The organism is Haloarcula vallismortis ATCC 29715, from assembly GCF_000337775.1.
In the GTDB taxonomy this organism is placed as follows: Archaea; Halobacteriota; Halobacteria; order Halobacteriales; family Haloarculaceae; genus Haloarcula; species Haloarcula vallismortis.
The window spans coordinates 1-24,693 of the sequence record NZ_AOLQ01000037.1 but is presented as its reverse complement, the minus strand read 5'-3'; the positions used below and the strand labels follow the sequence as shown (position 1 = coordinate 24,693).

Below are 24,693 nucleotides of genomic sequence, written 5' to 3'. Positions count from 1 at the left end.
GGTCAGAATTTGAGCGATTTTGATATAGCCATATACAGTTTATCAGGCACAGAAAACTCGAATATTCACAGACAGAGTGGCTGAAACGGTGGAATTGTGATTTTGTGATTAGGTTTGTATTAGTGTAGTAAGCACCACCAGTTTTACCCGGATCGCCGCTGTACGGGAAGCATGGATCGTCTTCCGCCTGAGTACGACGCTACTCCCCGGGATGACGCCCTCGAAGCAGCCATCGACAAGCGGCTCGTCGATATCGACTCCGGACGGTACCGAACCAACGTCGCCAGCGTCCTCCGAAAGTTTGCAGCGTGGGGACGGAACCAGCACGGTATCACGAGCCCAGAGAATATCGACGACGACCTCTGTCGACAGTACGCTCGTGGCCTGGCGCGTGCCGAGGACCGAGACGATATCTCCCCAGAGACAGCACGACGGTACTTCGCCTACCTCCGCTCATTTCTCACCTGGGCCGTCTACGAGGGCCTGATTCAAACGAACCCGGCCAAGACCAACCACGCCGAAGACCCGCTTCCAACCGACGAGACAGAGAGTGACCAGCAGTACTGGACCACACGCGACCGAGAAGCCATCTGTGCGACTGCCACTGCCCGCGTTGATCAAGCCGGCGAAAGCGACGACATCGACCGGACAGCGGCGTACCGCAATCAGGCACTTGTCTTCCTTCTCGCCTACTCTGGTGCTCGCAGCGCCGAACTCGTCGCCGTCTCCGACGATGAAGACCGCAACGGCCTTCGGTGGCGGCACGTCGATCTCGACGCTGGTACGATGCAGGTGTTCGGCAAGAATCGCACTCGTGAGTCCGCGCCAATCCTCGACGACGGTCTCGATCCACTCCGGCGCTGGAAGCAACTCCGGGACCCAGATGATGACGAAGCTGTGTTCCCCAGACTCGACAACGCTGCGAAATCACTTGACCCGACGCCGTCAATCACAACCCAGTCAGCACGAAATATCCTCGCTGATCTCTGTGACTGGACAGAGTATGACTTCAAGGAACCCCTGAAGCCCCACGGCGCTCGCCGTGGCCTCGGACGAGAAATCTATCGCGAAAATCCACAACTAGCCCAAGATGTACTCCGTCACAAGTCCATCGAGACGACCCACGAAGGCTACGCCCAAGAGGCTGCAAAGCGGACACGCGACGAAGCGAACGATATCATCAACGGCGAGTAAGTTGTCGGCCGCTCTTCAGAGGGAATTGACAGACGCCCTCCAATTGAGTCGTCAGCGAGGTGAGAATGTCTCGTGTGTCTTGGAATCAGTTCTACAACCGACGGTAGATGACGATTCCACCGAGAACAGCCACGAGAATACTCCCACCGATGAGCAGATTCGTGGGTGAGCCGCCCGACGGCTCGACATCTGTGGTCGCGGTCTGAGACGGTGTGTCCGTCACGTTCGGAGTGATTGCTGGCCCACCACTACTAGTCTGGGTTGGGGTTGATTCCTCGGTGTCCGTTTTGGTCGAGCGTCCAGTCACTTCGGTCGTCGTCGCTGTTGGCGTGTCACTGGGCGTCGGTTCCGTTACTGTCGGTGTGTCCGTCGCTGTGTCGCTGGAGTCGCTCGAGTCACTGCTGCTTGAATCGCTATCACTGTTATCGTCGTCGTCATCACTACTACCGCCGGAACTAGAAGAGTCCTCCTCGGTAGGAGTTTCTGTCTCAGTTGGAGTTGGTGTTGGCGTCTCCGTTGGCGTCGGTGTGGCTGTTTCCGTCGGCGTTGGTGTCGACCCATTATTATCGTTGGTCTGCCCGTCGACGCTGAGGACGCGCCCTTCTGTGCCGGTGACCGAGTAGGCACTGCCGTTCTCGTCACCCAGCGCTGCGACATTCACCGAGGACCCGACAGTTCCGGGATTCTCGGCTCGGACAGTGACGGTCGCAAGTTCCACCGGGCCGCTCTGGAGCGTGTTCATTCCCGTTGCCGCTAACTGCACTGATTCCCCGCTGTCGGGCTGTTTGGCGTACGCTGGGCTGTCGGCATACTTGACGCTCTCGATGGTCGCGACGCTGCTATCGTTGAGCGACACCGTCGCGTTGAACGTACCGACACCACCGCTGGCCTCAGCCACCACCAAATCGTACTCGACGGATGTGCCCGGATCAACGCTCTCTGCAGCCGGCGAGAGTCGAACCTCTGTCCCGCCGGCACCAGAGACGGCAACAGTACTCCCAATCAACGCAACGCTAACTAATACTACCCTCATGAGACGAGCAAGTTGCATCGATATTGGTGAAACTAATTTCCGTAGCATTAAATAAATCGAAATTATATTTTGAATTAACGCTGGAATACTTCATGTCTAGAGGTCACAGTCGCACTCGTGAAGGGATCGAACTCGTAAGTGAGCAGGCACGGCCGCTGTTGGCGGTCGTTATGACCGTATTACTCGTCACCAGCCCAGTCGCCGCAGCGGTCCCGACCGGCGCATTCGCACAGGCCGGCAATGTAGGCAACACCAGTACGGACGCGGGTAACACCGGCGTCAGCGCTGGCGCCGGAAACACGGCTGTGACACCCGACCCGGTCGTCGGCTCGGCGAGCCCGACCGACCCGAACGGTGATGGACGTTTCGAGGACGTCAACGGTGATGGCAGCTTCGACGTCGTCGACAGCCAAGCGTTGCTTGCTCACCTCACGAACGCCTCCGTCCAGAACTATAGTTCGAGTTTCGACTTCACTGGTGACGGACGAGTCACCGCCAGTGACGGCCAGTGGCTCTACGTCCAGGCAGTCAATCCAACCGAGACCGACGCCGACGGCGACGGGCTTAATAACACCGTCGAGGTCGCGCTCGGCACCAACGCATTCGACACCGATACCGACAGCGATGGAATCGGCGATTGGACTGAAACCAACGGTGGCAAGCCCATCGACACGGACAGCGACGGCATCATCGATGCCCGTGACGCCGACAGCGACGGCGACCGCATCCCTGACATCCGCGAAGGGACCAAAGACACTGACGGCGACGAGACGCCCAACTACCGCGACACCGACGACGACGGCGACGGTATCTCGACGCGCATGGAAGCGCTTGACGGCCAGAACTACAGCCACGACGTCGACTTCGACGAGACGGTCAACTGGCTGGATACGGACGCCGACGGAGACGGGACACTGGATGGCGTCGAGGGCACCAACGACAGCGACAGTGACGGGATGCCGGACTATCTGGACAACGATCGTGACAACGACGGACTCCCCGACAGCTATGAGCGCAACGTCACGAAGACCGACCCGGCCAGCAACGACAGCGAGTCCCCTCTGACGAACTACACCGAGGCGGACAACGACGTCATCGACGGGATGGAGGATTTTGACCAGGACACGCTGGGGACATACATCGAGTACGCCATCGGCACGGACCCCTTCGTAAGCGACACGGACGGTGACGGGCTCTCAGACGGCTTCGAATACCGGAACGACCAGTTTGACCCGCTCGACGCCGACACGGACGGTGACGGCACAACCGACGCTTCGGGCGACCTTGACGGTGATGGACTGACCAACGGTGAGGAGGCCCAGCGCGGGACCCTGGTCGACCGACCCGACACCGACGGCGAGTCGCTGAACGACAGTCGCGAAACCGAGCTGGGGACAGACCCGACGCTGCCGGACACGGACGCCGACGGGCTGGACGACGACGAGGAACTCAGTTTGGGGACCGATCCACTCGTCAACGACACTGACGGCGACGGCGTTCTCGACGGGAACGAGACCTTTGAGACGGCGATGGACAGCGAATCGACCGGCGCCACTGTCACGCTCCGGACGAACGGGTCGGGGGCCAACGTCACCATGGAGGCCAAGCCCGACTTCTTCGAGAACTCGTCGGCCAGCGCCGGCCCGACGATACAGCTTGAGAACCGCACAGCCTTCGAGAACGCGACGGTCGAACTCCCGGTTGACGCCTCGGTCCCCGAGACTGAGTACGAGAACCTCTCTATCTATACATGGAACGGCTCCTCGAAAGACACCTGGAGCAAGGTCGAGACGACCATCGAGAACGGGACGGCGAAAGCCACTGTCGAACACTTCTCCTATTTCACGGTGCTGGACACTGATGAGTGGGTCAGCGCGACGCAGGTCAGTATCGGCGAGCCGGTCGACTTCAACGCCAGCGACTCGTTCCGCTGTCGGAACGCCTGTAACCTGACCGGCAACTCGACCGTCGTGCTTGGCGGGGAACCCACGACGCGGAAGATAATCATCAAACAGGGCGGGGACAGCTACGAAGTGGTGCCGCTGAGCAATGGGCAGACCATCGAGAAGTTCTACGACTACGGGGACGCCGAAATCAACTCTCCGCTTCCGGTTGCGAAAAGCGACACCAGTCGGCTGTTCTTCTGGTCCGGGCCGAACGGCCTCAGTCTGGTTTCACTGCACGATAAACCGCGAGATGGATCCGGTGCTGCTGTCTCGTTCGAACTCTACGAGTTCCCGATCAGTGATGGGAATTGGGTTGTTCAGGACGATCCCGGAGACAAATACGGCACGACGCCTGACTGGAGCTGGAACGACGACAACACCGATGGTGGGGCGTTCCGGGGCGGGCTGACCAACGCGACGTTTACCATCAAACCGAGGTTCAACGAGGAGGCGGTGAAAGACCCGATTACTCCCGGCCGACTCAATGACTGGGAGATTCTGTCCGGACGCGCGACCGACCCAACCAACGAATCACTGGCAAGAGACCAGAACATCACCATCAGCGTCCCGGGCGACCCCGACGAGAGCGCCTCCAGTAACATCAGTGGTGACACGGGTTCCGCCAACGTCACGTACGATCTCACGTCTGGTGATGACCTCGTGGTGGTGTATCAGACCGAGCAGACCAACACCAGTCCGGCAGCGAGCGTCGAGGTGACCGGTGCGAGCGGAACCACAGTTTCGAAAGACCTCGCTATCGGGACCGTCGGCACCGTTCAGACGACGGTCAACGTCTCCACGCTTGCTCACGGCCCCGCGAACATCAGCCTCTCGGCCGACGGCGTCAATATGCGAGCGGAGGTCGTCCCACGCGAAACCTCCGACAGTGACGGGGACGGCATCCGCGACTCTGTAGAGAATCAGACCTGGACGCTTCCGACTGCCGATGCAAGTACGTTCTCGACGGACCCGTATGACGCTGATACTGACGGAGACGGCATCCCTGACGGGGAGGAGATCATCTACAAGACTGAGGCCGACAACGGCACGCTCACGACGAGTATCGCGGTCGCAAACTCCGACCCGACCGAGGTCAACAGTGACGGGGATGAACTCACCGACCCGGAAGAAAACCGCGGGTGGAATACCTACCTCGCACGCTCGCCCTCGACAGCCGAACAGTTCGTCAGCGCCCGCCAGAGCGGTGGGAACACCCTCGGCGTACTCTGGGAGCAAAACGTTAGCTCCGACCCGCTGTCGACCGACACCGACGGCGACCTGCTGGACGACCACGAGGAGCGTCGCCTTGGGACCAGCCCGACTGTCGCCGACTCCGACACCGACGGCAGTGACGACTACTACGAGGTCTCGAACGACTATGACCCGACCATCCACGACCACAAAGCGCCACTGGTCGAACCGCTTGAGGTCAGCGCCGACAACACCGCCCGAACCAGCTACACAGCTCGCGTCAGCGTTTCCGACCAGAGCGGTATCTCTCGAATCGAGTTCTACAAGGCTGGGAACAGGCAGTGGTCGGGTCTAGGCGATGGCGCGACTGCCAGAAACTTCGACGCCAGCATCGAGGTCGAGCGTGACGCGCTAGACGCCATATATACCGGCGCAACCGGCTTCTTCACGCCGGTGACCATCGACGCCAGCGCCACGGATATCCACGACAACCGCAAACGCAAGGAGCTTAGCGGGCCAGACACGTTCGGACAGGCGGCTGACAAATACGCTAGCTTCCCGGCCAGTCCTGGCAAAGGCGGCTTCGTCGCCTGGATGGGCCTCTCCTCGGGCGCGTCAACGGTGGTCGGCGAGACCGTCGCAGGCGTCGCCCAGATGGTCTCCGACCCTGGCGGCTACGCGAGCCAGATGGCCCAACTGGCGACGACCATCGCCAACAACCCCGCGATAATCACGAAGATGCCCCAGATGATGGCGAGCCAGCTCCGCCAGCAACACGAGACCCGCAATCCCTTCGACTCCCGCGAGCAGTACTACCAGGAGTTCGGCGGCGGCTGGTCGCTAGGCTACTCGGCCGGAACGGTCGCCCCGGCGGCGGCTTCCGGCGGTGGAAGTGTCCTCCAGAAGGGACTCAGTAGCTCCTCGAAGCTCAGACGGCTGGTCGACGCCGCGGACTCGGCGGTGCCCTCTCGGGTGCCAAACGGCGTCAAGCCGACAGCACTACGGCGGGCTGGGAAAGTCGACGACGCGGTGCCCGACGCGGACGTGCCGACTGGGCGCATGAGCGCGAAATTAAACGACATGCCCGGCCCGCGCCGCCAGCGCACCACCGAGCAGTTCGACCAACTCGACAGCGACGGCAAGGACTACCTTGGTGACACGGATATCGACGACCCGACGCTGAAGGCTACTGACCTCTTCCAGAACACCGGGCCGAAGGGCCGCCGCGCGCTGAACGACCTCGCCGAGACCGACCCCGACGCCGCCGACGCGCTCCTCCAGATGGACGACGCCGCTACCCAGTGGCGATTTACCCGGGCCTACGATAACGGCGAACTGGACCGTGACGAGATGGCGACGGCTCTCAAGCGGTACGATAAGTTGGATAGCGATGGGAAGGACGAGTTCGACGATCTGCTGGCACGCAACGGGGACGACGCGGCCGACTTCGCAGGCCGCACGGACTCGGACACGTTCGACGCCATCATCTCGCCTTGTGGGGCTCGCGGTGCACCGTCGCTCGGAGGGGCGGGCTCGTTCCGGACCGACCGGTATCACTCGGTCGCAACACCGCCGTCGACCCTCGCACAGAGCGGTAGAAGCTGTCCCGAGCTTCCCGACGACGTGGAAGATGACCTGCAGGATGCTCTCGTGAACGTCGATGGAGACCTCAATGCCGACAGCGTCGACGGGGTCAGACGGTCTATCAATGAGTTAGACAGGGATGCACAGGACTCCGCCACCAATCTCATCGAGAGCGAAGGCGCTGACGGCGTCTCAGTTACGAATGACGCAACTGATCTCAGTGACGGCAGCGATAGCGTTCTGACTGACGGGGAGGTCGATGACCTGGTAAGGGCCTACGATACCTACAGCGACAAAAGCTATGGCCGCGATGTCAGGGACATACAGGACGACATCGATAACCTCGACCGGAACGATGTCGACGGTCTCGACGACGCTATCAACAGAGGAACAAGTAGCTCCGGCGACGATATAAGTTCGAACATGAAGGGTCTCGACGGAGAAGTAGAGGTAACCTCGGACCTCTTGGACAGAGACGATATCGACGCCAGCGACCTTGAGATGGACAAACAGATTAGAGAGGATAGCAGTTGGGAGACTGATTCCTTGCAGTCGAGTGATTACAACAGCAACACCGACATCGATAGCGATATCGATGGCGGTCCGGCCTACGAGGTGAAAAACTTGGATTACGAACCCTTTGCAGAGTTCTCAGGAGCGTACGAGGAAACTGCTGATTCACTTGATGACCTCAGAACAAAGCTCAATACGTTCGGTGCCAGCGGTCAAGACGAAATTGTCGTTGTGGTTCGACAAGATGCCGATACGGAGTTCCCTCCAGAAGTCCAGCGTCGTCTCTCCGGGCAGCTGAGCGGTGCGGAGTCACTCCGTGATCTCGGCGACCAGATCGAATCCAACTTCGATGGTGTCGAAGTAACGTTCAAACAGTTCGATGAAGTAGAGACCTCGTGATGGAGGGTGTTGCACAGGCGGGCTTCTACACTTGGGGCCCGAACGGGGTAGAACACGTCTTCGACGAGGTACTGAGCGTCGCCGACCACGCAGAGCTGGCTTACAGTTGGGATGGCGACGAACCTGCTACAGCAACTGATATCGGCCTCGGCGATGTGCTCCTTCTGCACGCCGATGGGACGGAATTTCGGATACGATTTGAACCGGATGACGAGACTGAACGTCGGTTAAAACGTTTTCTGGGCTTGAGTACTAGCGCACGCTACCTGACGGGAACCGATGAACACGGCGATCAGTACGAGGGATACACAGCAACGTTCGTTGACCTAATACGCTGGCTCTCAATTGCACTCGAACCCGACTACGTATCAGTTAGACATCCAGTGAAGGATGTTCGACCATCACCACTCGAAATAATGCCAACTGAGGGTGAGTTCGAAATAGAGCGTCTTCCCTGGCTAAGCGTCTATTCCCCCTCACTCATAGACCAGTTCGGGTGGACAGATCGAATTTCGGCTTCACCAGCCTGGACCGTTGAGGAACTCGACACCGGTGCTGTGCTCCTGATCAAGACACAGGAGCCGTGGGCTGATGTAAGTCGAGACCATCCACTCGATAAACATCTTCTGGACGGTGATGACGTGTGACCGACGCTAGTGGACCAAATTCAGTTATCCTCGGCGACCCCTTCGCCGCTCTCGACATCGGTGAGTACGGTGCAGACGTGTGTGTCCACCGCGACGACATTAGCACAGAGTTCCCGAACGAGATTCTAGAACTGATTCGTGTCCAAGTCGATGAGGACCGAGACCTGCGCCGCGTTGACTCGGGACAATTCGTCCGTAACGTCGTTTACGCTGACTCTGACGACCGCCACTCAGTAATCAAGCAGATGCTCGCTGACGTTCCCAGCGACGCTACCGACGACGACCTCTACGTTTCGGCGTTGCTTCGGGACGTAATCCCGCCGGCGTTCGTCCGGCTGGACGGTCCCGACGACGAGAACGTCGTGACGAAAGTGATAGGTCTAGATACGGACGTGAGCAAGATCAAACTCCTCGTGAGTCTGGGGCGGGTAGCCCAGCAGGACGACTTCACCGCCGAGGACCTCGACTCGATGGAAGGGGCGCTGGACACGCTTGCTGAACTTGACGACGATGAGAATATCGACCGGTACATCGAAGCGAAGCTGCTGTAAGCAGTGATGAAGACTGTGAGTAACGTCTTTGATGACCGCTCGGTATGGTGTAATCCTGCCTCGAATGGGATATGAGCTCTCCAGCGATGGTGCCTGTCCTGAGTCAGTGACAGCACGGAGTTATGATTTTTATGTAGTAACACGTTGTACATCGATAACGTCCTAGCTACCGCAGTGGTTGCTGAAACGTCAGAGGGATACGATGTCGTCATCGGAGAGAACCCCAATGGCGATGGCCACATCGCACTGTATATACTGGGCTCGACGATTATCGGTGCCACCAGTGTCGAAACAGTTGAAGACACGATCGAGCGAGAGAAAGAAGACGAACAGAGTGACGAAGAACTTACCGACGAAGAAGAGATTGACGATGCCCCCGGTACTGAACAGGACTGGCGACTCAGCGAGCGCGAGAAACTCTGGATCAGGACTGTCGGTGACTTCGCCCTCGACGTCTACAAGGCATCCAACATCTACGACCAGTATTCAGACGACGATGATGACGATATCAATCCCTCTCATCAGGAGGTGACGTTCTTCGATATGCAGAAAGGCCAAAGCGTCCTCGTTGAGTCCGGTAGTGAGAACGTCCTCATCGACGCTGGGTCGAAGTCGACAGGTAGCTACAACAACTACGCCAGTGACCTTCGTGAAGAGGTCAACGAGAATCGTGAGAACAGTGAATACGGAGAGCCGATTACGATCGACCGATTGGTCATCACGCACGGTCACGAAGATCACATTGCATTCGTCGACGATCTGATCGAAGATGATCGATTCGATATTGAAGCAGTCTACTGGAATCAAGTAAGTGAGGCAGATCCCGAAGGTAAGGAACCTGATGACGAAGCGCTGGCAGCTATTGAGGCGGCCGAAGCATCGAGTGATCTCACCTACCACAAAAACACGGAACTAGAGAGTGGTACTGGCGACAATATCGAAGCGCCCGGGACGGATTTCGAGATCGTTAACCCAGAAACGTTAGATGAGGAAGATGGCGATGCCGACAGTGAGTCGTTGGCGATGACGATTACTATCGACGGACGGTCATTCCACATCGCGACTGATCATCATGTCAATAGTGATGTCCAAGCCAACAGCAACGTTGATGTAACCACGACCATGCATCATGGGAGTTCTAACTCCGAGGCCGGACCCCCCGACAATACTGTCGAGTGGTTCGAAGGGATGAACCCGACATATGTCGTATTGCAGGTGTCTGGTGTAAATAGAGTATCACATCCGACCGATGAAACCCTCAATAATATTAACAGAGTGGCCTCGGTGGAGCACCTCTACATCTCTGACGAATACGGGGGCGTATCTTTCACCGTCAAAGACGGCGATATCGAGGTTGAGGCACAGCAGGATGCACCGACGGATCCCTCCAACTGGTCACCAGACAGTTCAGAACAGAACAGAATCACGCCCGGAGACTCACGTCGTATGACGCCATAGGGAATACCCGAGGAATTGTTATTGACAGACCACTGTCTAACGTAGTATTTAGCCAGACTATTTAATATCGCTCTCGTTAATCAATGAAATATGCGCGAGCTTCTCAATGAAGAAACATACATTGTAAGGTTCGAAGGGATATCTGACGGGTACCGGGCAGAATTCAAACATCCTGAAATGCTAGAGAGGATGAGCGAGGATGTTGCCCCATACGAATTTTGTGATGTTCACTACACACTGCTACCGATGGAGGGGCGGCACAAGAACGCATTATATTCGGTTCGGCTCAGGCTGAGTGCAGATCCGACTGACACACCAGGTGAAATCGGCGATACCGTCTCCAGTGCTGTACTTGACCTTGAGACTCTTGACGAAGACAAGCATATTCTTGTTCGTGGCTGGGACGACGAAGAGAACCTTCTAGTCAGACACCTCCATTTTTCCTCGTGGTGGGACGGCCAAGATGCCCCCGAGTACGAGTACCTGACCATCGAACTTGAATATCTCCAGCGGACACGGACCAAGCCCGATCCAGACCCAGAATATATTGAGGACTGCCGACAGTCCTTCCAAGAACAGATCGACCGCTTTGACTGCTTGTCCGTCAACGATACCGCGTTCTAGCAACGATGCTTCCACATCGCGACCGATAACTGGTCCTATCACCTCAAAAATGATTCAGGATGCGAGCAAGAGAAAGAGGATGGACAGAGTAATGACGAAAAATGGCTTGCGGTGGCGGTATGTCGACCTCGAAGCCGGCACGATGTAAGTATTCGGCAAGAAACGAACCTGAGAGTCTGCGCTGCTCCTCGACGATGCCATCTCCTACTCTGGCGCAACGACATCTTCACACATTGGACACTCGGCCCAGATACCCTCCGTGCCATCGTCTTTCTCGTATTCAACCAGCAGCCACGGAGTTGTGATACGCTCGTCGCAGTTCGGACAGCGACCGAGACTCTGCGTGTCATCAGGCATGGAACGGGGATGGAAGGGGCGTGTGACAGTGTTCCTTCCACGCAAAAATTGCCCACCCTCGAATATAAGCGTTTAGCCACTGTTTCGCGGTAATTAACAGAATATGTGCTCTGTCGTCACGGTCACACCCACCCAACCGCTGGGCAGTAAAATAGAGAGTCCGACTCGTCGTCTTACTCGCCTGCCTCGTCTTCTCCTGGCTGGATATCTCGAAGTCGATCACTGATCTCCTGCTCATGCTCTTCGAGGAGCTCGTAGAACTCCGCAATCGTCTCCGCAGCAGTCTCACCCTTCGACTTGATCGTCACTCTGTCTTGATCGCGGGTGCCAGTGCCTCGATCCAGCCTAGCCTCCATACTGCACCCAAAGTCTGTTCGTTCGACCTTTTCAACCGAATCTGGAGCCGTATCCGGCCCTGTGTCTGATTCTTCTGACATGGGTCTTCTCGGGACGCTCTCATTGGAACGCCCCTCGCCCAGTTGGGGCACACAAAACAGCCGTCAGTCGCTGCTCTCGAACGCGCCCAGACTGGCCTGTTCACTCGGGACAGACGTCGTGACCGGCAGTGTCCGGTCACTAGAATCCGTCTCTGTCTGCTGTTCTGACCCGGACCGGCTCTCCTCCTCGGCCGTGTTCTCGAAGGCGTCGGTCATCCACCCGTGAAGATCCTCGACCGCCTCGTCGTCGAGTTCGCGAACGCTCCCACCCATCGGAGAGTACGACGTTTCCCACGCCCGCTGGAACTCGACAGTCAGCGAGTTACCTTGCACGACTTAGGCGTCGAGATTCAGGAAACAGCAATTCAGCGCGCTCATGCGGGCACACAGTGGGTCCTTGTCTTGCCCGACAAACAGCGCGTCTGGCTGTTTCCGACCGGCAGTCAAGAGCATTCGACCGCTCCCGCAGGCTGGGTCAAGCACCGTCTGTCGGTCCTCGGTATCGTTCTCGTCGACGACACCAGCAATCTCTACCATCGTCTCACAAACGGAGTGAGGCGTGAAGTGCTGGCCGAACGCATCGCTGGACATCCCATACTCCTCGTAGACCGCGCCAAGAACGTCAGCATCGGTGGCCGCCATCCGCTCTTGGAGCTGGCCGAACGCTTTCGAGAAGAGGTCGACCGACCGCTGCCCGTCGGGGTAGTCCATGTCGCCGCGCTCGCGATAGTCGTCGACGATCTCCAAGTACGGATCGTCACGGCGCTGGAGTGCGAACAACATGAGGTTGACCCAGTCCCGGAAAACCGTGTGTGCGCTGTGCCCGCGCTGGCGAATCTGTGCAAGCGTTTCAATGATTTCGTCGACGTCAATCTGTGGCGAAGCCATGCTCTCTCAGCCACCAGAGAGGCACAAAATCCGGCCACCCCACAGTCGGGAGTCTGGTCAGGCGTTGTACTGGCGTTCCCAGTCGAGTCGGGCTTGAAGCTCTCGACGCCCACGATTGGTGACTAGGTAAGAATTCGTCCGTCCGTCTTTCTTCCCTTTCTCGAGGAGACCTTTGTCGATGAGCGTATCTAGATTCGGATACAGTCGGCCATAGTGGATCTCCTTCCGGTAATACTCTTCAATTTCGTCTTTGATCGCAACACCGGCCGGTTCGGATTGCCCAGCGACCACGAACAATAAGTCTCGTTGAAACCCTGTCAGATCGTCCATATTGGCTGGTTGAATACGAAGAACAAGTGTATTGCCATGACCTCGCCGCCGTCACTCCAAATCGTACAGGTCCCTGACCGAGCGTCGATAGTGATCCTGACTGGAGTCTGGGACTGGATCAGCCTCCTCCGGGTGCTTCGCGATGATGCTAGCGAACTGCTTTGGAGGCTTCCAACTACCGTCTACTTCTCGGGCTTCGGATTCTTCGACGACTGCGTGCTCACCGTCAGCAGTGACGTACAGCACGCGGATTCCCGGTTTCTCACTCAGCGGCCCCCTGAGCAACTTTCCAGTCCGTGTATTGACCAACCACTCGAGTAAGAGTCCAGCCCGGCACTGGATTGCATACAGTTGCACCTCATCCTCTTCGGGAGATTCTGTGCGACCGTTGTCGGCCCACGACTGGGGCAGCGACCGATTGTCGGTCTCGTCTTTCCAGCGCCACTTCAACTTTTTCGGACCAGTGTCACCACGTCGGTATTTACTGCTCATGATTGGATTCTCTCAGCCATCGGAGAAGCACAAAATCCACCGCTGGTTACCTCTGAGACAACTTTTTTGCTGTTTGAGTGTGTGGGTGTTAGTACGAGGACTCATCATGAAAACAGCCGAGTCCCCCACCACGACCAGCGAATGCTCGCTCCCAGATCAGCGGGTTTCCCGCCAGCCCAGCGGCACCCGCAGTCTTAATTTCCAGCAGATCCGAGACGACCGGTCAGCAACGTGGAACGCTGCCCTCGATGCCACTGTCGAGGTCACGAAGGGCGGCCGTCCAGACCTGTTCCTCGTTTCCGTCGACGACGACTGTCCTGCGAACTGCTCGCTGGCCGAGCATCCCAACGGGACCCACGCCGGCTGGTGCAGCTGTGAAGTCTTCCAGGCGACGACTGTCTGCCCACATCTCTGTGTTCTTCGCCAGTACGCTGCTCTCAACAAACTTGACCTGCCAGAACGAACGAGCGATAGTTAGTCGTCGTCAGCCGTGTACGCACCGCTTCGGTGTTCGATCCTGTGGACTTCAAGTACCGAGGCATCGTGTGCAAGCACACACGCAAGACGGTACGTTCCAACTCGAAGTTTCCAGAACGGCCCGCCAGTTAGCGGTTCTAAGAAATCCTTTGGCTCCCGCCATGCTGAGTCGACAACCTCGTCTAATTTCGAAACGATTCGATCCTGAACGTGCGTATCGAGGTCACCAAACTGCTCAGTCGCACGCTCAGTGAACTTCCACGTCCACTCAGCGTCACTCGTCATTACCGTCTTGGTCCATCATTGCACGGACTTCCTCACGTGAAACCAATTCAGCATTACCCGCCCGAAGATCATGCTCGCTGGCGGCAATCTGTTTCCACCCACTCCGACTAAATGCGGGTTGTTTCACTGCATCCCGAGCGACATGGCGAAGGAATTCACTCCGTGAATTGAACCCCTCTTCTTGCCATGTTGCATCGATGTCTTCAAGAAACGATTTGCTCAATCGGAGGTTTATTTGTACCATCTCTGGACCACCGTTTCCAGTATCGCTGTCTGCATCAGACATATACAAATGCTACACGCTGGTATAGTATAATTCTTCACCTATTCTGAGACGTACGGCTGCGCTGTCGAGTAGTGGTATCGTCTCATCAGTCGCTCTCAAACTCGACACCAGCCAGCGGTCGCACGTCGACGCGCCTGACCCGATCGTGATCGAGACACTGGCACAGTCGTTCTCGAACCGTTGCCTGCGAACACGGTTCGATACCAACGCCTAACCGTGGATCGTCTCGAATCTGGACATACGCAGCGTCGACGTCCAGCGCCGTGTGCTCGACCCGACACCAGATCGTCTTCGCTCCAGTTTGGTCTAGATCAGTCACGTACCGAGCAGCCACTGCCTCGTGGCGAAGTTCGACGAGGACCTGTTCAACGAACGACGCGACCTTAGCTGGCGACCGGAGCGCTGGCGGTGAGTCAAAAACGGTCCCAGAGTCGTGCTGTGCTACTGTTTCGGAAGTACTGGTAACTGGGCTCCGTTGAAATCTTATTGGTTCGATACCTTTCGTACTGAAACCCCGTCGAGAATTGGTGTATCGAAGCCTATATTGACAGGCAAAGAGCAAAAATACGTATGCAAGTTCGCTCCAGGCATAAACCGCTCCAGACGCCGGAGCAACTGGGCGGGCGGTTCGGTCTCGTGGCCGGGTTCTACGTCGCCGCGTTGCTCTCACCAGCGCTATTATTCGTCGTAGTACAGTGGCTGGGGCTAGCGAGTTGGCCAGCCACACTCGGATTGCTTGGCGCAGTGGGGGCAGCCATCACCGCCGTTGTCGCACGGATCGTTTCCCGGCGGGGCGAACTCGTTGCGTGGTCTGATTCCCCCTGGATTTCAATCCTCGTCCCTGCAGTTGGTGTCCTTCCAGTAGGTCTCTATCTCTTCCAGTTCATCCTTTTCATCGGGTTCGCCGTTACGGATCTTCAGGCGGACAACACGGCCAATTTCGTTGGATTCATCGGCTTTTTCCTTGGGATAATAGCCACACCACTGGGCGAGTCCCTCGTCCTCATGGCTCGTACCCGACTGGCCAACGCGACGGTAGACGATGCCGACACCGCTGTTGAGTGGACAGCAGGGTGGCCGCGACGCGCTCGGCTTTGGTTCATGGCCGGAACACTCGCCGTCATCGGCCTTCTCGCTGGACTGGCCTTCTGGCGACTGGAATGGAGGGCGGTAACGACTGTCCTACCCTTCGGGACGGTACTCATGATCGTACTCAGCTCAATGGTTTCCGAGCGCACGTATCGCACGACGTCGGTGGGACTGGAACAGCGTAGAGAGGGGAGATGGTTCGTCTCCCGTCGCCTCATCCCATGGTCGAGGTTTGATGACTTCAGCGTGACCGACGACGCAATCGTCCTGCACCGGGCGTTACCCCACATCGACGTTCGATGCCGGCGCTACCTCATCGACGATGAGGCAGTTGTCGCGGCACTCGAAGACCATCTTGACCGCCGGGTCCCGTAGCGTCTCTGTATCCCTCGATTAGAGTGACCGGTCAAGGTTGTGTGTGAGACAGATGATGGTGAGTTCTCGAAATTGTTTCCACCAGTCGTGTTTTTCGGAGCTTTGAGGCAGAGTAAAGCGATGTGCTGATGGAGTGTGTAGCGCTGTTTTGAGAACTTCGAGGAGTAGCGGGCGACAGCTCTCTGGGGCCAAGTGAAATGCCTGCTCGACGAACCGGAACAATCGCGACTTCGGGAGCGCCTGCATCTGGTCAACCTATCTGGCGAACGTGTAACTCTCTAAGGGTTTCACCCATGGAAACGCTGCTATCTAGACAAACCACCGTTTTCGACAAAGTGCTTTCGCCGTCCCGGAGTCTGCGGTTCTACCAGCTGAAAGGCGGCCGATATCTTCAGGCGGTGCGGTCGCGGTCTGGTGATAGCTGTCGCTAACGCTGCCCCCGACCGGCCACTGAGGGCCGCCCGCCCGGCGGCCCTCAGTTCCTTCGTCTACGCACTCACATCAGGCGGATCGTATACTTCGCCCCGGTCTAGCATGTGGTAGATCGACACCAGCATTTTCCGAGCGCAGGCTACGATTGCCTTCTGTGAGTTCTTCCGACTAGCTAGCCGCTCATAGAAGCTGGTTAGATACTCATCGTTACAGGTGTGAACTGCTGTGTTCGCAGCTTGGACGAGCAACCACCGGACACGACCCGATCCACGTTTCGAAATACTCCCCTCGATCCGCGAGTCGCCTGACTCGCGGATCACCGGGTTCAACCCAACGTAGCTGACAACCGATTTATCACCGTCAAATCGACTGATTTCGCCTAACTCGGCGTAAATCGTCAACGCCGTATAGTAACTTACGCCGGGAATAGTCATCAGCAGCTGGGTCTCCTTCAGAGACCCAGCGCGCTCTTCGATCGTCTCCTCCAGATTACGAATCTCTTTGGTGAGCGTCTCAATCAACTCGATATACGACTCTAGCAACGAGTCCCATGGCGTCGGGATCGAGAGTTCCCGCAGGAACTCTCGTCCCTCCACGGTCAACGGCTTCACGTCCTCAGTGATGCCGTGATCGGACAGGAGCCCGTGGATCTTGTTGGCGTATTTGGTACGGTTTTCTACCAATGTCTGTCGCCCGCGCACGAGTGCGCGGGCTTCCCTGACTTCGTCGGATGGAACGTAGCTCTCCGGGACAGAGTTCAACCGAACCATCCGCGCTAGCTCTTTGGCGTCGACGCGATCAGTTTTCTTGTCAGTGTCGGCGATCTGGTTCAGCTCCTTCGGGTGAGCAACAGTCACATCCAAATGTTCCGACAGCGTATCGTGGATGTGGTAGTAATTACTGGTCGCCTCAAGCGCAGCTTGAGAACCAGCATACCGCTGGGCGAGGTCGTCGAGCTTCGCGTTCTCGACGCGAAGCTCTTCGACGATCTCACCATCTTCGTCCATTACTGCCACCTGTGCGTACCGTTTGTGGACATCAATTCCGAGGTACATAGTCTGTTCACCCGGGACGCCAGTGCGTGAAGCAGAGATTCACCTATTCGGGCTTTCCCGGATGCCGCGGGGCGCGGCATCCGGGCTGTCACGCCCATGACTCGGCTTCTTTCGCACACGGACCAGTCAACAGAACGTGCTCTGTAGCACAGAAACCCTCTCGGTCTCTTGCGCCCCATATCTTGTTTCACGCTCTCCTAGGGTAGCAGCGTTTCCATCAAGTCAACAGAGTCAGAAACTCCGAAAATAAAGTAGATTTCCTTATTCAGGAGGAGCGTATCCTTTCACTATGCGGGTAGTGCCAGAAGGAATATCCTGTGTATGAATAATATGATCACCAACAATTGAGATTCCAGCCGAGTCTGAAACCCCAGCCGAATCTGAGAGGGAAACTGAATACTGGCCTATCTCTGAGCCATCTGCTGCATCATACGTGACTATGTCATCATTTAGAACCGAATACACAGTCTCGTTGGAGCATGCAATTGCTGGGGTTGGCTGTGAGGCTAGCAATGTTTCCCACGCTATAGATCCGTCATCCATATTATATGATCGAATCTCCTTCTCTCCAGTTACAAACACTTGGTCACCGTTGCTGGTCGCAAATCCCATAGAGAAAGTATTAGATGTGCGGAATCCGACACTATCATGCTTGAAGGACAGTTGTTTAGTACCGTCTGATAGTGAGTAAATAAACATCTCAAATATGGGTTCTTCGCCAGGGAGGCTTGTATATGAACATGCTATAATATTATCCCCTTGAATAATAAGTGAAAAATAAGGTTTAATGGGCTCTTCTGTGATCCAAACGCGGTTGCCTGAATCACGGTGATAAGCTGCTATTAGGCCCTCCTCAAGGTGATCCAAACTGACGATAATATAGTTAGAAGTTAACGCTTCAACAGTATCAAGCCTATATGAACTTTCGTTTAATCCCTCGCCACGGGTTTCTTTCGGCGTAATTTCCCATATGGAACTGCCATCGTCGATATTTGATTTTATAATCGAATTATCTGATCTGGTGTATAAATATCCATTTTCAGCCGATATTGGGGTGCCACCCTCTCGGACCCAATTTTGATCCCCGGTAGAGCGATCATATCCAATTATGCGATCTCGGGTAGAGATAATGACCGTTTTTCCGTCAACTATTGGCCCGTACGCATCAAGATTAGAACCAGCCTCCCACGTAGTAGAGCCATCGTACTCAACTCGGCGAACGTTGTTCTCATCAACTATAAATGTCGTTGCGTCGGTGATGTATATGCCACTAGAAGAAATGGCTGTGTCCTTTAATTCGTGACTAAATACCTCTGTAAGCTCTTCGGGGTTTTGGAAATCATCCGAATATCGCCCACCAGCTGCGAATTCGCTTCCAGCAAAGTTTCTCGGATTTGAGAATGTCCCCGATTTAAATGAACCCGGTTGCGGTCCAGTTGGTGTCGATGTATCAGTATCTATTCCAGAAGTGGTGGTAACATCTGTTTCTGCCTGGGTTGAATCGATTGAGGAAGAGTTTGAACACCCTGCGAGCACGGTTGTTGCCCCTGCAGCGAATGTTGCCAGTAATGAGCGACGTGATTGCATATTTGTATTCTATTCATTCCAATATTTAAAGCTGTTTTCTGCAGTATTTATACTATTTATCGCATCGGATATTAGATCTGATAACAATTCCAGCCGTCAATTAGATTGCGCGTGGAAGCGGTGCTTCGCTTGCCGAATTGATGTTTCGACTCCCCAGCGTTCCCGAAAGTTGCGACTGAACTGTTCGAGGTCGTTCGCTTTGAAATCCATATCGGTAAGGAATGACTCGTGCTTCCGACTTCGATTTCGCGCACCGACTTCCTTGGGCGGGATGGGTCATGACAATGCGCTTGGCTTGGTCGCTTCGGTGAACTCACCGAATGAGACTGTCTCAATGGTCTTGATTTTGGAGTTCTCGGTTTCGAGCAGGTCGTCGACAGCATCGGCATCTTCTGCTTGAGCGAACGAGTCGATATCGTCAGTAGGGGACGTCTCCGCTTTGGCTGCATCAAACAAATCACTGATACCCCCGATATCTTTTGCTTGGATCAGATGCCTGTTTTCACCGCCAAGAGAGTCAGTAGCGATTAGTCAGTGTGCACACGTACTGAGCAGGCGTTGCAGCCAGCACCACAGCTAAAGAAACTTCCTTCTCGCCGCTCGGTCAGAGTTCTGTTGCCTGCATCTGCTGGTGGGCGTCGGGATTGATCACTGGGATGACGCCCTCGATCTCTTCCTTGCCGTACTCCTCGCGAAGCAGATCGTGGATGTCGTTTGCGAGAGTAACGGCCTCGTCTTGCTTGTTGGAACTCGCCTCGGTCTCAGGAAAGTCTGCTGGCCCGACACCCTCGACCACGATGAACAGCTGGTCGTCACTCATTTTCGACCGCCTCGACGAGTAGTGTCGTCTCTGGCAGGTCGTCGCGAGAGGTCGACAGGAACTCTGAGGTCTCCAGCGTTTCCTCGACCAACTCGACCAGTTCCTCCGAGACATCGCCAAAGTGAACGATAGCGTCGGGATCGGGGTAGTTGTCGTACTGCTGTGCAGTTGTCTCGGCTGTCTTGTTCTCACTCATGATCGGTAGCAGAGCGCCCTTTGTGGGATGCCCCTCACCCCGATGGGGCACAGAAATTACACGATGGCTTGTTCACAGCCATCCGATTTATCGCGATGAGCCTCACCTGTCTCCAGAAGCGGGACCGCCGGACCGGCCTGCCGGTCCAAGGTGGAGCGTGTCCCCAGAGCGCTTGCGCTCGGGAACCGTGAGCGTGTGATGAAGCGAAAGAAGGGCTGGTATGACTCCTCGATTATTGTGCGACCACGTTCCCATTCTCGTCGATGGCATACCTGAGTGGGTACACGTTCTCGTCGATATGCGTCGCCTTCTTCGGTAGCGTCTCGTTCAGCCACTCTTTCCGGTCGGCGTCAGTCTGAATGTCCTCGTTTGGAGAGTGGAGGCTGAACAGGTCCATGCTGACCCAGCGGTTGATCCGTAGCTCGCCGGACGAAGAGTACACCTTCACGCGCTTGTTTTCGGCGTCGACGCCACCAACAACAACTTCGGGCGCGTCTTCGGCTGTTTTCAGCCCGTCACCGATATCTACCGCGTCGGGGTCGATATCGAGGTCGTCGCACTGCTGTGCAGTTGTCTCGTCTGTCTTACTTTCAGTCATGATCAGTAGCAGAGCGCCCGCTGTCGGACGCCCCTCACCCCGTTGGGGCACAGAAATTACGTGGCGGCTTGCTCCTCGGTGTCCGATTCGTCGCGACGGATCTCGCGTGCCCGCTCTCGAAGGCGAGACTGGACTGGCGTCCGGTTTTCGTGCTGGTTCTCGTGGGCGAGATACCGCTGGATCGTCTCGATTGAGTGCATACAGTTGATGCCAGCGACGATTGGTTGGAGATGACCGGCGTCCAACAGCCGCTCTGGTGGGAGTTTGTCGAGAATCGGGTCAGGGTCGCTCATGCATCCCCCTCCCGGAAGTCAGCGAGTGTTGTTTTGCGCTTGTACCGACAGTGCGGGTAGTCAGCCAGCAGCGTCTCATCGACGGCTTCCCAGAACCCGATCTTGTGTGGCGCAACCGACTGCCAGAACCGGGCCCGTGCCAGTGCGGCCGGAACGCGATGGCATTCCTCGCGATGCCAGCTGTCGCGTTCGATCATCGCCATGTCGCTGCTCCCGCCGGTCGATCCGCCATGTAGGTGTGGGCGAGTTCCAGCCCGGCATCGAGTGTGCTTCGCGTCCCGACCAGTTTGGTTGCGCGTTCGAGCGTCCAGCCATCGTCGCCGCCTTTGAGCAGGATTGTGGCTCCGGTGTCGGGGATGTGCCAGCCGATCGTGTCGTTCGCGGCGGCGAGAAATTCCCAGTCGCCGGCGACGGCCTCCTGTGCTGCGGCCTTCGTGTCGATCATGGCATCCGACCGGCGACCACCAGCGCCGAAATCGCCCAACGTCGCTGTTTCCGCTGGCGTCATGCGAGAACCTCCTGCCGGTCCCAGCCCGCGAGTTCGGCGTCGATAGCGCTGATGATGGTTCGGACTCGTTCCTCTAGAGTGTCAGCTTGCTCACCGTCGACGTCCAGCAGTGAGCGAAGTTCGAGTACGTCCGGCAGGGCAATGCTGTCCGAGCGGCGGGCCACAGCACGGAGGGTCGCGGCCTCAACGTCGACGTTGTCAGACCGCGCTCGAACAGTCATCGCGATGGACTCGACAAACTTCGGAGTGGTTGACCGAGACAGGTCTTCTGGACCACGACAAGACATATTTCGAGACATCCTCTCACCCGCCAGAGGAACACAAAATTAGGCCTGAGGCGGCCGTGTATTCGATTTATGTACCTACGTAGGTGCCTGAAATGCCCGCTCAGTCTGTCTGCGAACCTATCGATTCCCGGCCAGCACTCGGTGAAAATTTTGATATGATTGGTAAATTGAAGAATATTTTAATGAGTGCCTCTCCGCGACTTCGTCCCACCCTCCAAGCCGCTGGTATCGGGTTGTTCATCATCGGGATTGCAATAACGGGATTTGCCGCATACGGTGAGATACAATCTACACCCTACATGATTCAGGTTGACCAGTCCGTCTCTGATACAAACGAACCCACGGTATCGTATTCGGATCTTACTTCCGCGGAGAAAGAAGTATTTGATCGAGTGAAGGATGGCGGAGCAGCCCCAGTTGAAGATACCACCTTGAGTACGTTCGCCAATAACGCCGTCCAGTATCAAGGCACAGTCTATTCGTTCGAAATGACGTATGATCTCGCTACACTGACGATACTTCCATTCGGTCTTGGCATCATCGTCGCCGCAATTGGTGGTGTTCTGTTCTTCTTGACACCGTTCATTACCCGACGCAGTCTACAAACAAACACCCCCTCCGTCTGAAAAGGAAACACTCTGTATTGCTCACACAACAGGGAAACAAACTCATCTGTCACAAATCCGCAGCCAACTAGCCGACCCAGCCACCGATCTCAACTTGTTCACTATCAGTTGGAGCATCGGCTGCTGTCTTCACAACTGAGTCAAACGGTGGTTCAACGAGACGGGGCAGTTCGTCGTTGTACGTCCGATCTGGAGACTTGACACACTCGACCGGGACGATGGGACTGCAGTCAACGCAAGAGCGTGTTGCTCCGTCGAAGCCGTTAATCGTCACCGACCAGGTGACGATACTCGCAACCCGGTACGTGTCCGCTGCTGGACGACGAGTGCTTGCAGACTGGCAGCCAACAGCCCCACAGACGTCACAGGTTAGGAGGTAGTCTCGATCTGCCTCGTGGAAGAGCGAAGCCGCCTGCTCGACGTTGGAACGTCTCTGGAGCGCACACTGTTCGCAGATCGTGAACTGGAACACACCATCCGCTCGGTCGACCTCGTCGGGCCACCGGACGTAGCTGCGTGCCTCGCCGAAAATGTCGGCTGTTCTGTCCCCGCAGAACCGACACCGGTCAGCCGTTGCTTCGGGCTGGATGTCGGTCACCGGGACCACCGTGCAAGTGTTGACTGTTCGCGAGCAGTCTCGACAAGACAGAGAAACCGCCACTTGTACCGTTCTCTGATCGGCTTGTCCTCGCGGTTACTTGCCTGCCCTGGCTCACGATAGCCCGTACAAGTCCAGCCCTTGTCTTTCAGCGCTCGAACCATCGCTCCATCATAATCCGAGCGAACCCACGTCAACAAGAAGCGAGTGTCGCGGTCGTCGCCCGCCAAGAATCGCTCCTGTGAGCGGGCCAACGCCGCTGAAGCGAGGTTTGGCATCCGGACACCAAGGCAAATCCGTGCGGCCTCGACGATAGTGTCGCCGGCGACGACCTCACTGTCGACAACTGGCGTGTCCGTCGACGGGAGAACCCGCCGGGCAGTACTTCGAATAGCTTCTGGGAGATCCCCGATCTCGACTGGTTCGGGACAAAGCTGGCCGTCGACGCCGTACCGGATTCGCTTCTTCGAGATGAGCGGATACCGATACGTGATCGCGCCGACCAGCGAGCCCTGAAAGTACAGTCCGTGGTGGGCGAGATTGACCGACGGGAGCGAGCCCATATAAGAGTGATGCGCCTCGTACACGGCGGCTGCGGTTTCTCTGTCGATTGGCTCAACAACGACGTGGTCAGCGAATCGAACCCCAAGCGGCGCGGTGAACGGGTCACTGTCAGCGTGGATCGGACAGGAACACTCTCTTGTGTCTGTTGGCGGGCGATGCTGGAACGACTGCGGTCGTGTCGATGCTGAGTGGGTCATCCTCTCACCCGCCGGAGGAACAGAAAACTGCCGCGTCAGTCGAGGCTTGGCAGCCGCTCAGCGATGATGATGCCGCCACTCGCCCCCTCCAGATACAGTGCTGTATGCCCGCGGAAATACAGCGTGTACCGGTCTGGAACGTACTGATACCCGGTCGAGAGCGTTGCGATGGTCTTCGATAAGAGCCGTGCCGAGAACAGCGGGTCGCCGCGATGGTTCGACAGGCGGCCAGATTGCAGTGGCTCCCAGTCCTCGAACTCATAGTCGGCTGGCGGCGTCAGCGTCGCCCGTGTCGTCGCGATCAGGTAGTCAGCTCCCTCAACAACTTTGCCGGCTGTGTTCGCTACATCCGGAATGTATTCGACAAAGTCGTTGAATCCAGTCACCGCTTCGTTTTCCCAACTCAATTCTTCTGGATGTCCGGCGACCGGAACAGGCGGGCCTCGGAAGGCCTTGTCGCGAATATGTGCTTTTGCTTCTCCCTCGCAATCGAATGTCTCCCCACAGGTACACTCAAACGATTCATCATTTCGGTAGTAGCCGTCGGTATCCTGTGAACGGACGATTTCTCCATTGTCCATGTGGATGGTATCGACATATCCCCAAGAGTACGACACCTCGATCTCATGCCTTTGGTTTGGCTTGCTGAAGTCGAACCCGGCTTGCTGGTCTAACTGTCCATCCTGGTCCTGAGTCTGATCAGTTGTTGTCATCCTCTCACCCCGCCGGAGGACCAGAAAATTTCCCGACTCAGCGTGTTAACCAACATAGATTGT

At 56.6% G+C, this 24,693-nt stretch carries 29 protein-coding genes and 2 pseudogenes; 9 read left to right on the top strand and 22 right to left on the bottom strand.

The genetic code is table 11. The features are described from left to right. Positions 1 to 171: 171 nt before the first annotated feature. Positions 172 to 1,194: a tyrosine-type recombinase/integrase gene (locus C437_RS08735; RefSeq protein ID WP_004516575.1), complete on the top strand. Its 1,023-nt coding sequence runs from the start codon at positions 172 to 174 to the stop codon at positions 1,192 to 1,194. 91 nt (positions 1,195 to 1,285) lie between these two features. On the opposite strand, the gene C437_RS08730 is transcribed toward C437_RS08735, so the two are convergent. Further along, on the bottom strand, positions 1,286 to 2,200 hold the full coding sequence (locus C437_RS08730; protein ID WP_004516574.1) for a hypothetical protein: 915 nt from the start codon (positions 2,198 to 2,200) through the stop codon (positions 1,286 to 1,288). A 119-nt stretch (positions 2,201 to 2,319) separates the two neighbouring features. On the opposite strand from C437_RS08730, the gene C437_RS20915 reads away from it, so the two are divergent. The 5 genes from C437_RS20915 to C437_RS08705 all read left to right on the top strand — a co-directional run bounded on the left by C437_RS20915 (position 2,320) and on the right by C437_RS08705 (position 11,140). Beyond that, a complete protein-coding gene (locus tag C437_RS20915; protein ID WP_241431652.1) occupies positions 2,320 to 7,860 on the top strand; it encodes a hypothetical protein in 5,541 nt (1,846 codons plus the stop codon). Further along, complete coding sequence (locus tag C437_RS08720; RefSeq protein ID WP_004516572.1) at positions 7,860 to 8,507, top strand: hypothetical protein; 648 nt, start codon at positions 7,860 to 7,862, stop codon at positions 8,505 to 8,507. Before C437_RS20915 ends, C437_RS08720 begins: the two co-directional genes overlap by 1 nt. Then, a complete protein-coding gene (locus C437_RS08715; RefSeq protein ID WP_004516571.1) occupies positions 8,504 to 9,058 on the top strand; it encodes a hypothetical protein in 555 nt (184 codons plus the stop codon). The genes C437_RS08720 and C437_RS08715 overlap by 4 nt, the downstream gene beginning before the upstream one ends. Before the next feature lie 174 nt (positions 9,059 to 9,232). Beyond that, on the top strand, positions 9,233 to 10,516 hold the full coding sequence (locus C437_RS08710; RefSeq protein WP_004516570.1) for a ComEC/Rec2 family competence protein: 1,284 nt from the start codon (positions 9,233 to 9,235) through the stop codon (positions 10,514 to 10,516). Positions 10,517 to 10,606: 90 nt separating this feature from the next. Then, positions 10,607 to 11,140, top strand: coding sequence for a hypothetical protein (locus C437_RS08705; protein WP_004516569.1), 534 nt, complete (start codon positions 10,607 to 10,609; stop codon positions 11,138 to 11,140). 204 nt (positions 11,141 to 11,344) lie between these two features. On the opposite strand, the gene C437_RS20595 is transcribed toward C437_RS08705, so the two are convergent. From C437_RS20595 to C437_RS08685, 5 genes and pseudogenes are all read right to left on the bottom strand, one after another. Beyond that, positions 11,345 to 11,497 carry a DUF7837 family putative zinc-binding protein gene (locus tag C437_RS20595; RefSeq protein WP_004516568.1) on the bottom strand — a complete coding sequence of 51 codons (153 nt, stop codon included), beginning with the start codon at positions 11,495 to 11,497 and terminating at the stop codon, positions 11,345 to 11,347. A 173-nt stretch (positions 11,498 to 11,670) separates the two neighbouring features. Further along, the gene (locus C437_RS08700) at positions 11,671 to 11,934 is read right to left on the bottom strand and encodes a DUF7389 domain-containing protein (protein ID WP_170832148.1); all 264 of its coding nucleotides are present in this window, start codon (positions 11,932 to 11,934) and stop codon (positions 11,671 to 11,673) included. Positions 11,935 to 11,997: 63 nt separating this feature from the next. After that, positions 11,998 to 12,822 (bottom strand): annotated as a pseudogene (locus tag C437_RS08695) (N-6 DNA methylase). 57 nt (positions 12,823 to 12,879) lie between these two features. Beyond that, on the bottom strand, positions 12,880 to 13,152 hold the full coding sequence (locus tag C437_RS08690; protein ID WP_004516566.1) for a helix-turn-helix transcriptional regulator: 273 nt from the start codon (positions 13,150 to 13,152) through the stop codon (positions 12,880 to 12,882). A gap of 51 nt (positions 13,153 to 13,203) precedes the next feature. Then, the gene (locus C437_RS08685) at positions 13,204 to 13,644 is read right to left on the bottom strand and encodes a hypothetical protein (protein WP_004516565.1); all 441 of its coding nucleotides are present in this window, start codon (positions 13,642 to 13,644) and stop codon (positions 13,204 to 13,206) included. Between the two features lie 106 nt (positions 13,645 to 13,750). Here C437_RS08685 and C437_RS08680 point away from each other — a divergent pair, with 106 nt between their 5' ends. After that, positions 13,751 to 14,122 carry a hypothetical protein gene (locus tag C437_RS08680; protein ID WP_004516564.1) on the top strand — a complete coding sequence of 124 codons (372 nt, stop codon included), beginning with the start codon at positions 13,751 to 13,753 and terminating at the stop codon, positions 14,120 to 14,122. Here the strand turns inward: C437_RS08680 and C437_RS08675 are convergent. Further along, positions 14,119 to 14,406, bottom strand: a complete 288-nt coding sequence (locus C437_RS08675) for a type II toxin-antitoxin system RelE family toxin (RefSeq protein ID WP_004516563.1) — start codon at positions 14,404 to 14,406, stop codon at positions 14,119 to 14,121. The genes C437_RS08680 and C437_RS08675 overlap by 4 nt on opposite strands. Then, positions 14,396 to 14,692, bottom strand: coding sequence for a ribbon-helix-helix domain-containing protein (locus C437_RS19855; protein WP_004516562.1), 297 nt, complete (start codon positions 14,690 to 14,692; stop codon positions 14,396 to 14,398). Before C437_RS19855 ends, C437_RS08675 begins: the two co-directional genes overlap by 11 nt. Before the next feature lie 570 nt (positions 14,693 to 15,262). On the opposite strand from C437_RS19855, the gene C437_RS08665 reads away from it, so the two are divergent. Next, the gene (locus tag C437_RS08665; protein ID WP_004516560.1) at positions 15,263 to 16,156 is read left to right on the top strand and encodes a hypothetical protein; all 894 of its coding nucleotides are present in this window, start codon (positions 15,263 to 15,265) and stop codon (positions 16,154 to 16,156) included. Positions 16,157 to 16,239: 83 nt separating this feature from the next. Here the strand turns inward: C437_RS08665 and C437_RS19850 are convergent. The 11 genes and pseudogenes from C437_RS19850 to C437_RS08620 form a co-directional block, all read right to left on the bottom strand. Continuing rightward, a pseudogene (locus C437_RS19850) lies at positions 16,240 to 16,402 on the bottom strand (IS5/IS1182 family transposase); the annotation flags it as partial. 242 nt (positions 16,403 to 16,644) lie between these two features. After that, on the bottom strand, positions 16,645 to 17,643 hold the full coding sequence (locus tag C437_RS08660) for an IS110 family RNA-guided transposase (RefSeq protein WP_004516559.1): 999 nt from the start codon (positions 17,641 to 17,643) through the stop codon (positions 16,645 to 16,647). A gap of 261 nt (positions 17,644 to 17,904) precedes the next feature. Beyond that, positions 17,905 to 19,230: an outer membrane protein assembly factor BamB family protein gene (locus C437_RS19845; RefSeq protein ID WP_074654986.1), complete on the bottom strand. Its 1,326-nt coding sequence runs from the start codon at positions 19,228 to 19,230 to the stop codon at positions 17,905 to 17,907. Positions 19,231 to 19,506: 276 nt separating this feature from the next. Further along, positions 19,507 to 19,686: a hypothetical protein gene (locus C437_RS08655; RefSeq protein ID WP_049919701.1), complete on the bottom strand. Its 180-nt coding sequence runs from the start codon at positions 19,684 to 19,686 to the stop codon at positions 19,507 to 19,509. 148 nt (positions 19,687 to 19,834) lie between these two features. After that, positions 19,835 to 20,050 (bottom strand): hypothetical protein, encoded by a 216-nt coding sequence (locus tag C437_RS08650; protein ID WP_004516558.1) that lies wholly within the window; start codon positions 20,048 to 20,050, stop codon positions 19,835 to 19,837. Further along, the gene (locus tag C437_RS08645; protein WP_004516557.1) at positions 20,043 to 20,246 is read right to left on the bottom strand and encodes a hypothetical protein; all 204 of its coding nucleotides are present in this window, start codon (positions 20,244 to 20,246) and stop codon (positions 20,043 to 20,045) included. The genes C437_RS08650 and C437_RS08645 overlap by 8 nt, the downstream gene beginning before the upstream one ends. A 232-nt stretch (positions 20,247 to 20,478) precedes the next feature. Next, positions 20,479 to 20,844 (bottom strand): hypothetical protein, encoded by a 366-nt coding sequence (locus C437_RS08640; RefSeq protein WP_004516556.1) that lies wholly within the window; start codon positions 20,842 to 20,844, stop codon positions 20,479 to 20,481. Positions 20,845 to 20,900: 56 nt separating this feature from the next. Further along, on the bottom strand, positions 20,901 to 21,137 hold the full coding sequence (locus tag C437_RS08635; RefSeq protein ID WP_004516555.1) for a hypothetical protein: 237 nt from the start codon (positions 21,135 to 21,137) through the stop codon (positions 20,901 to 20,903). Further along, entirely contained in the window at positions 21,134 to 21,340 is a 207-nt protein-coding gene (locus tag C437_RS08630; RefSeq protein ID WP_004516554.1) for a hypothetical protein, read from the bottom strand. Before C437_RS08630 ends, C437_RS08635 begins: the two co-directional genes overlap by 4 nt. After that, positions 21,331 to 21,645, bottom strand: coding sequence for a hypothetical protein (locus tag C437_RS08625; protein ID WP_004516553.1), 315 nt, complete (start codon positions 21,643 to 21,645; stop codon positions 21,331 to 21,333). Before C437_RS08625 ends, C437_RS08630 begins: the two co-directional genes overlap by 10 nt. Then, a complete protein-coding gene (locus C437_RS08620; protein ID WP_049919700.1) occupies positions 21,642 to 21,932 on the bottom strand; it encodes a hypothetical protein in 291 nt (96 codons plus the stop codon). The genes C437_RS08625 and C437_RS08620 overlap by 4 nt, the downstream gene beginning before the upstream one ends. A 155-nt stretch (positions 21,933 to 22,087) precedes the next feature. On the opposite strand from C437_RS08620, the gene C437_RS08615 reads away from it, so the two are divergent. Further along, positions 22,088 to 22,558, top strand: a complete 471-nt coding sequence (locus tag C437_RS08615; RefSeq protein ID WP_004516551.1) for a hypothetical protein — start codon at positions 22,088 to 22,090, stop codon at positions 22,556 to 22,558. A gap of 67 nt (positions 22,559 to 22,625) precedes the next feature. Here C437_RS08615 and C437_RS08610 read toward each other — a convergent pair whose 3' ends face one another. Genes C437_RS08610 through C437_RS08600 form a run of 3 tightly spaced genes read right to left on the bottom strand, consistent with a single transcriptional unit; the run spans position 22,626 to position 24,630 of the window. After that, the gene (locus C437_RS08610) at positions 22,626 to 23,165 is read right to left on the bottom strand and encodes a hypothetical protein (RefSeq protein ID WP_004516550.1); all 540 of its coding nucleotides are present in this window, start codon (positions 23,163 to 23,165) and stop codon (positions 22,626 to 22,628) included. Then, positions 23,153 to 23,917 (bottom strand): hypothetical protein, encoded by a 765-nt coding sequence (locus tag C437_RS08605; protein ID WP_004516549.1) that lies wholly within the window; start codon positions 23,915 to 23,917, stop codon positions 23,153 to 23,155. The genes C437_RS08610 and C437_RS08605 overlap by 13 nt, the downstream gene beginning before the upstream one ends. Before the next feature lie 35 nt (positions 23,918 to 23,952). Continuing rightward, on the bottom strand, positions 23,953 to 24,630 hold the full coding sequence (locus C437_RS08600; RefSeq protein ID WP_004516548.1) for a hypothetical protein: 678 nt from the start codon (positions 24,628 to 24,630) through the stop codon (positions 23,953 to 23,955). Positions 24,631 to 24,693: the final 63 nt, after the last annotated feature.

Coding starts and splice junctions, on each gene's coding strand:
- C437_RS08735 (WP_004516575.1), top strand. CDS start 172: ATGGATCGTCTTCCGCCTGAGTACGACGCTACTCCCCGGGATGACGCC.
- C437_RS20915 (WP_241431652.1), top strand. CDS start 2,320: ATGTCTAGAGGTCACAGTCGCACTCGTGAAGGGATCGAACTCGTAAGT.
- C437_RS08720 (WP_004516572.1), top strand. CDS start 7,860: ATGGAGGGTGTTGCACAGGCGGGCTTCTACACTTGGGGCCCGAACGGG.
- C437_RS08705 (WP_004516569.1), top strand. CDS start 10,607: ATGCGCGAGCTTCTCAATGAAGAAACATACATTGTAAGGTTCGAAGGG.
- C437_RS20595 (WP_004516568.1), bottom strand. CDS start 11,497: ATGCCTGATGACACGCAGAGTCTCGGTCGCTGTCCGAACTGCGACGAG.
- C437_RS08700 (WP_170832148.1), bottom strand. CDS start 11,934: ATGTCAGAAGAATCAGACACAGGGCCGGATACGGCTCCAGATTCGGTT.
- C437_RS08690 (WP_004516566.1), bottom strand. CDS start 13,152: ATGGACGATCTGACAGGGTTTCAACGAGACTTATTGTTCGTGGTCGCT.
- C437_RS08685 (WP_004516565.1), bottom strand. CDS start 13,644: ATGAGCAGTAAATACCGACGTGGTGACACTGGTCCGAAAAAGTTGAAG.
- C437_RS08680 (WP_004516564.1), top strand. CDS start 13,751: ATGAAAACAGCCGAGTCCCCCACCACGACCAGCGAATGCTCGCTCCCA.
- C437_RS08675 (WP_004516563.1), bottom strand. CDS start 14,406: ATGACGAGTGACGCTGAGTGGACGTGGAAGTTCACTGAGCGTGCGACT.
- C437_RS19855 (WP_004516562.1), bottom strand. CDS start 14,692: ATGTCTGATGCAGACAGCGATACTGGAAACGGTGGTCCAGAGATGGTA.
- C437_RS08665 (WP_004516560.1), top strand. CDS start 15,263: ATGCAAGTTCGCTCCAGGCATAAACCGCTCCAGACGCCGGAGCAACTG.
- C437_RS08660 (WP_004516559.1), bottom strand. CDS start 17,643: ATGTACCTCGGAATTGATGTCCACAAACGGTACGCACAGGTGGCAGTA.
- C437_RS19845 (WP_074654986.1), bottom strand. CDS start 19,230: ATGCAATCACGTCGCTCATTACTGGCAACATTCGCTGCAGGGGCAACA.
- C437_RS08650 (WP_004516558.1), bottom strand. CDS start 20,050: ATGAGTGACGACCAGCTGTTCATCGTGGTCGAGGGTGTCGGGCCAGCA.
- C437_RS08645 (WP_004516557.1), bottom strand. CDS start 20,246: ATGAGTGAGAACAAGACAGCCGAGACAACTGCACAGCAGTACGACAAC.
- C437_RS08640 (WP_004516556.1), bottom strand. CDS start 20,844: ATGACTGAAAGTAAGACAGACGAGACAACTGCACAGCAGTGCGACGAC.
- C437_RS08635 (WP_004516555.1), bottom strand. CDS start 21,137: ATGAGCGACCCTGACCCGATTCTCGACAAACTCCCACCAGAGCGGCTG.
- C437_RS08630 (WP_004516554.1), bottom strand. CDS start 21,340: ATGGCGATGATCGAACGCGACAGCTGGCATCGCGAGGAATGCCATCGC.
- C437_RS08625 (WP_004516553.1), bottom strand. CDS start 21,645: ATGACGCCAGCGGAAACAGCGACGTTGGGCGATTTCGGCGCTGGTGGT.
- C437_RS08620 (WP_049919700.1), bottom strand. CDS start 21,932: ATGTCTTGTCGTGGTCCAGAAGACCTGTCTCGGTCAACCACTCCGAAG.
- C437_RS08615 (WP_004516551.1), top strand. CDS start 22,088: ATGATTGGTAAATTGAAGAATATTTTAATGAGTGCCTCTCCGCGACTT.
- C437_RS08605 (WP_004516549.1), bottom strand. CDS start 23,917: ATGACCCACTCAGCATCGACACGACCGCAGTCGTTCCAGCATCGCCCG.
- C437_RS08600 (WP_004516548.1), bottom strand. CDS start 24,630: ATGACAACAACTGATCAGACTCAGGACCAGGATGGACAGTTAGACCAG.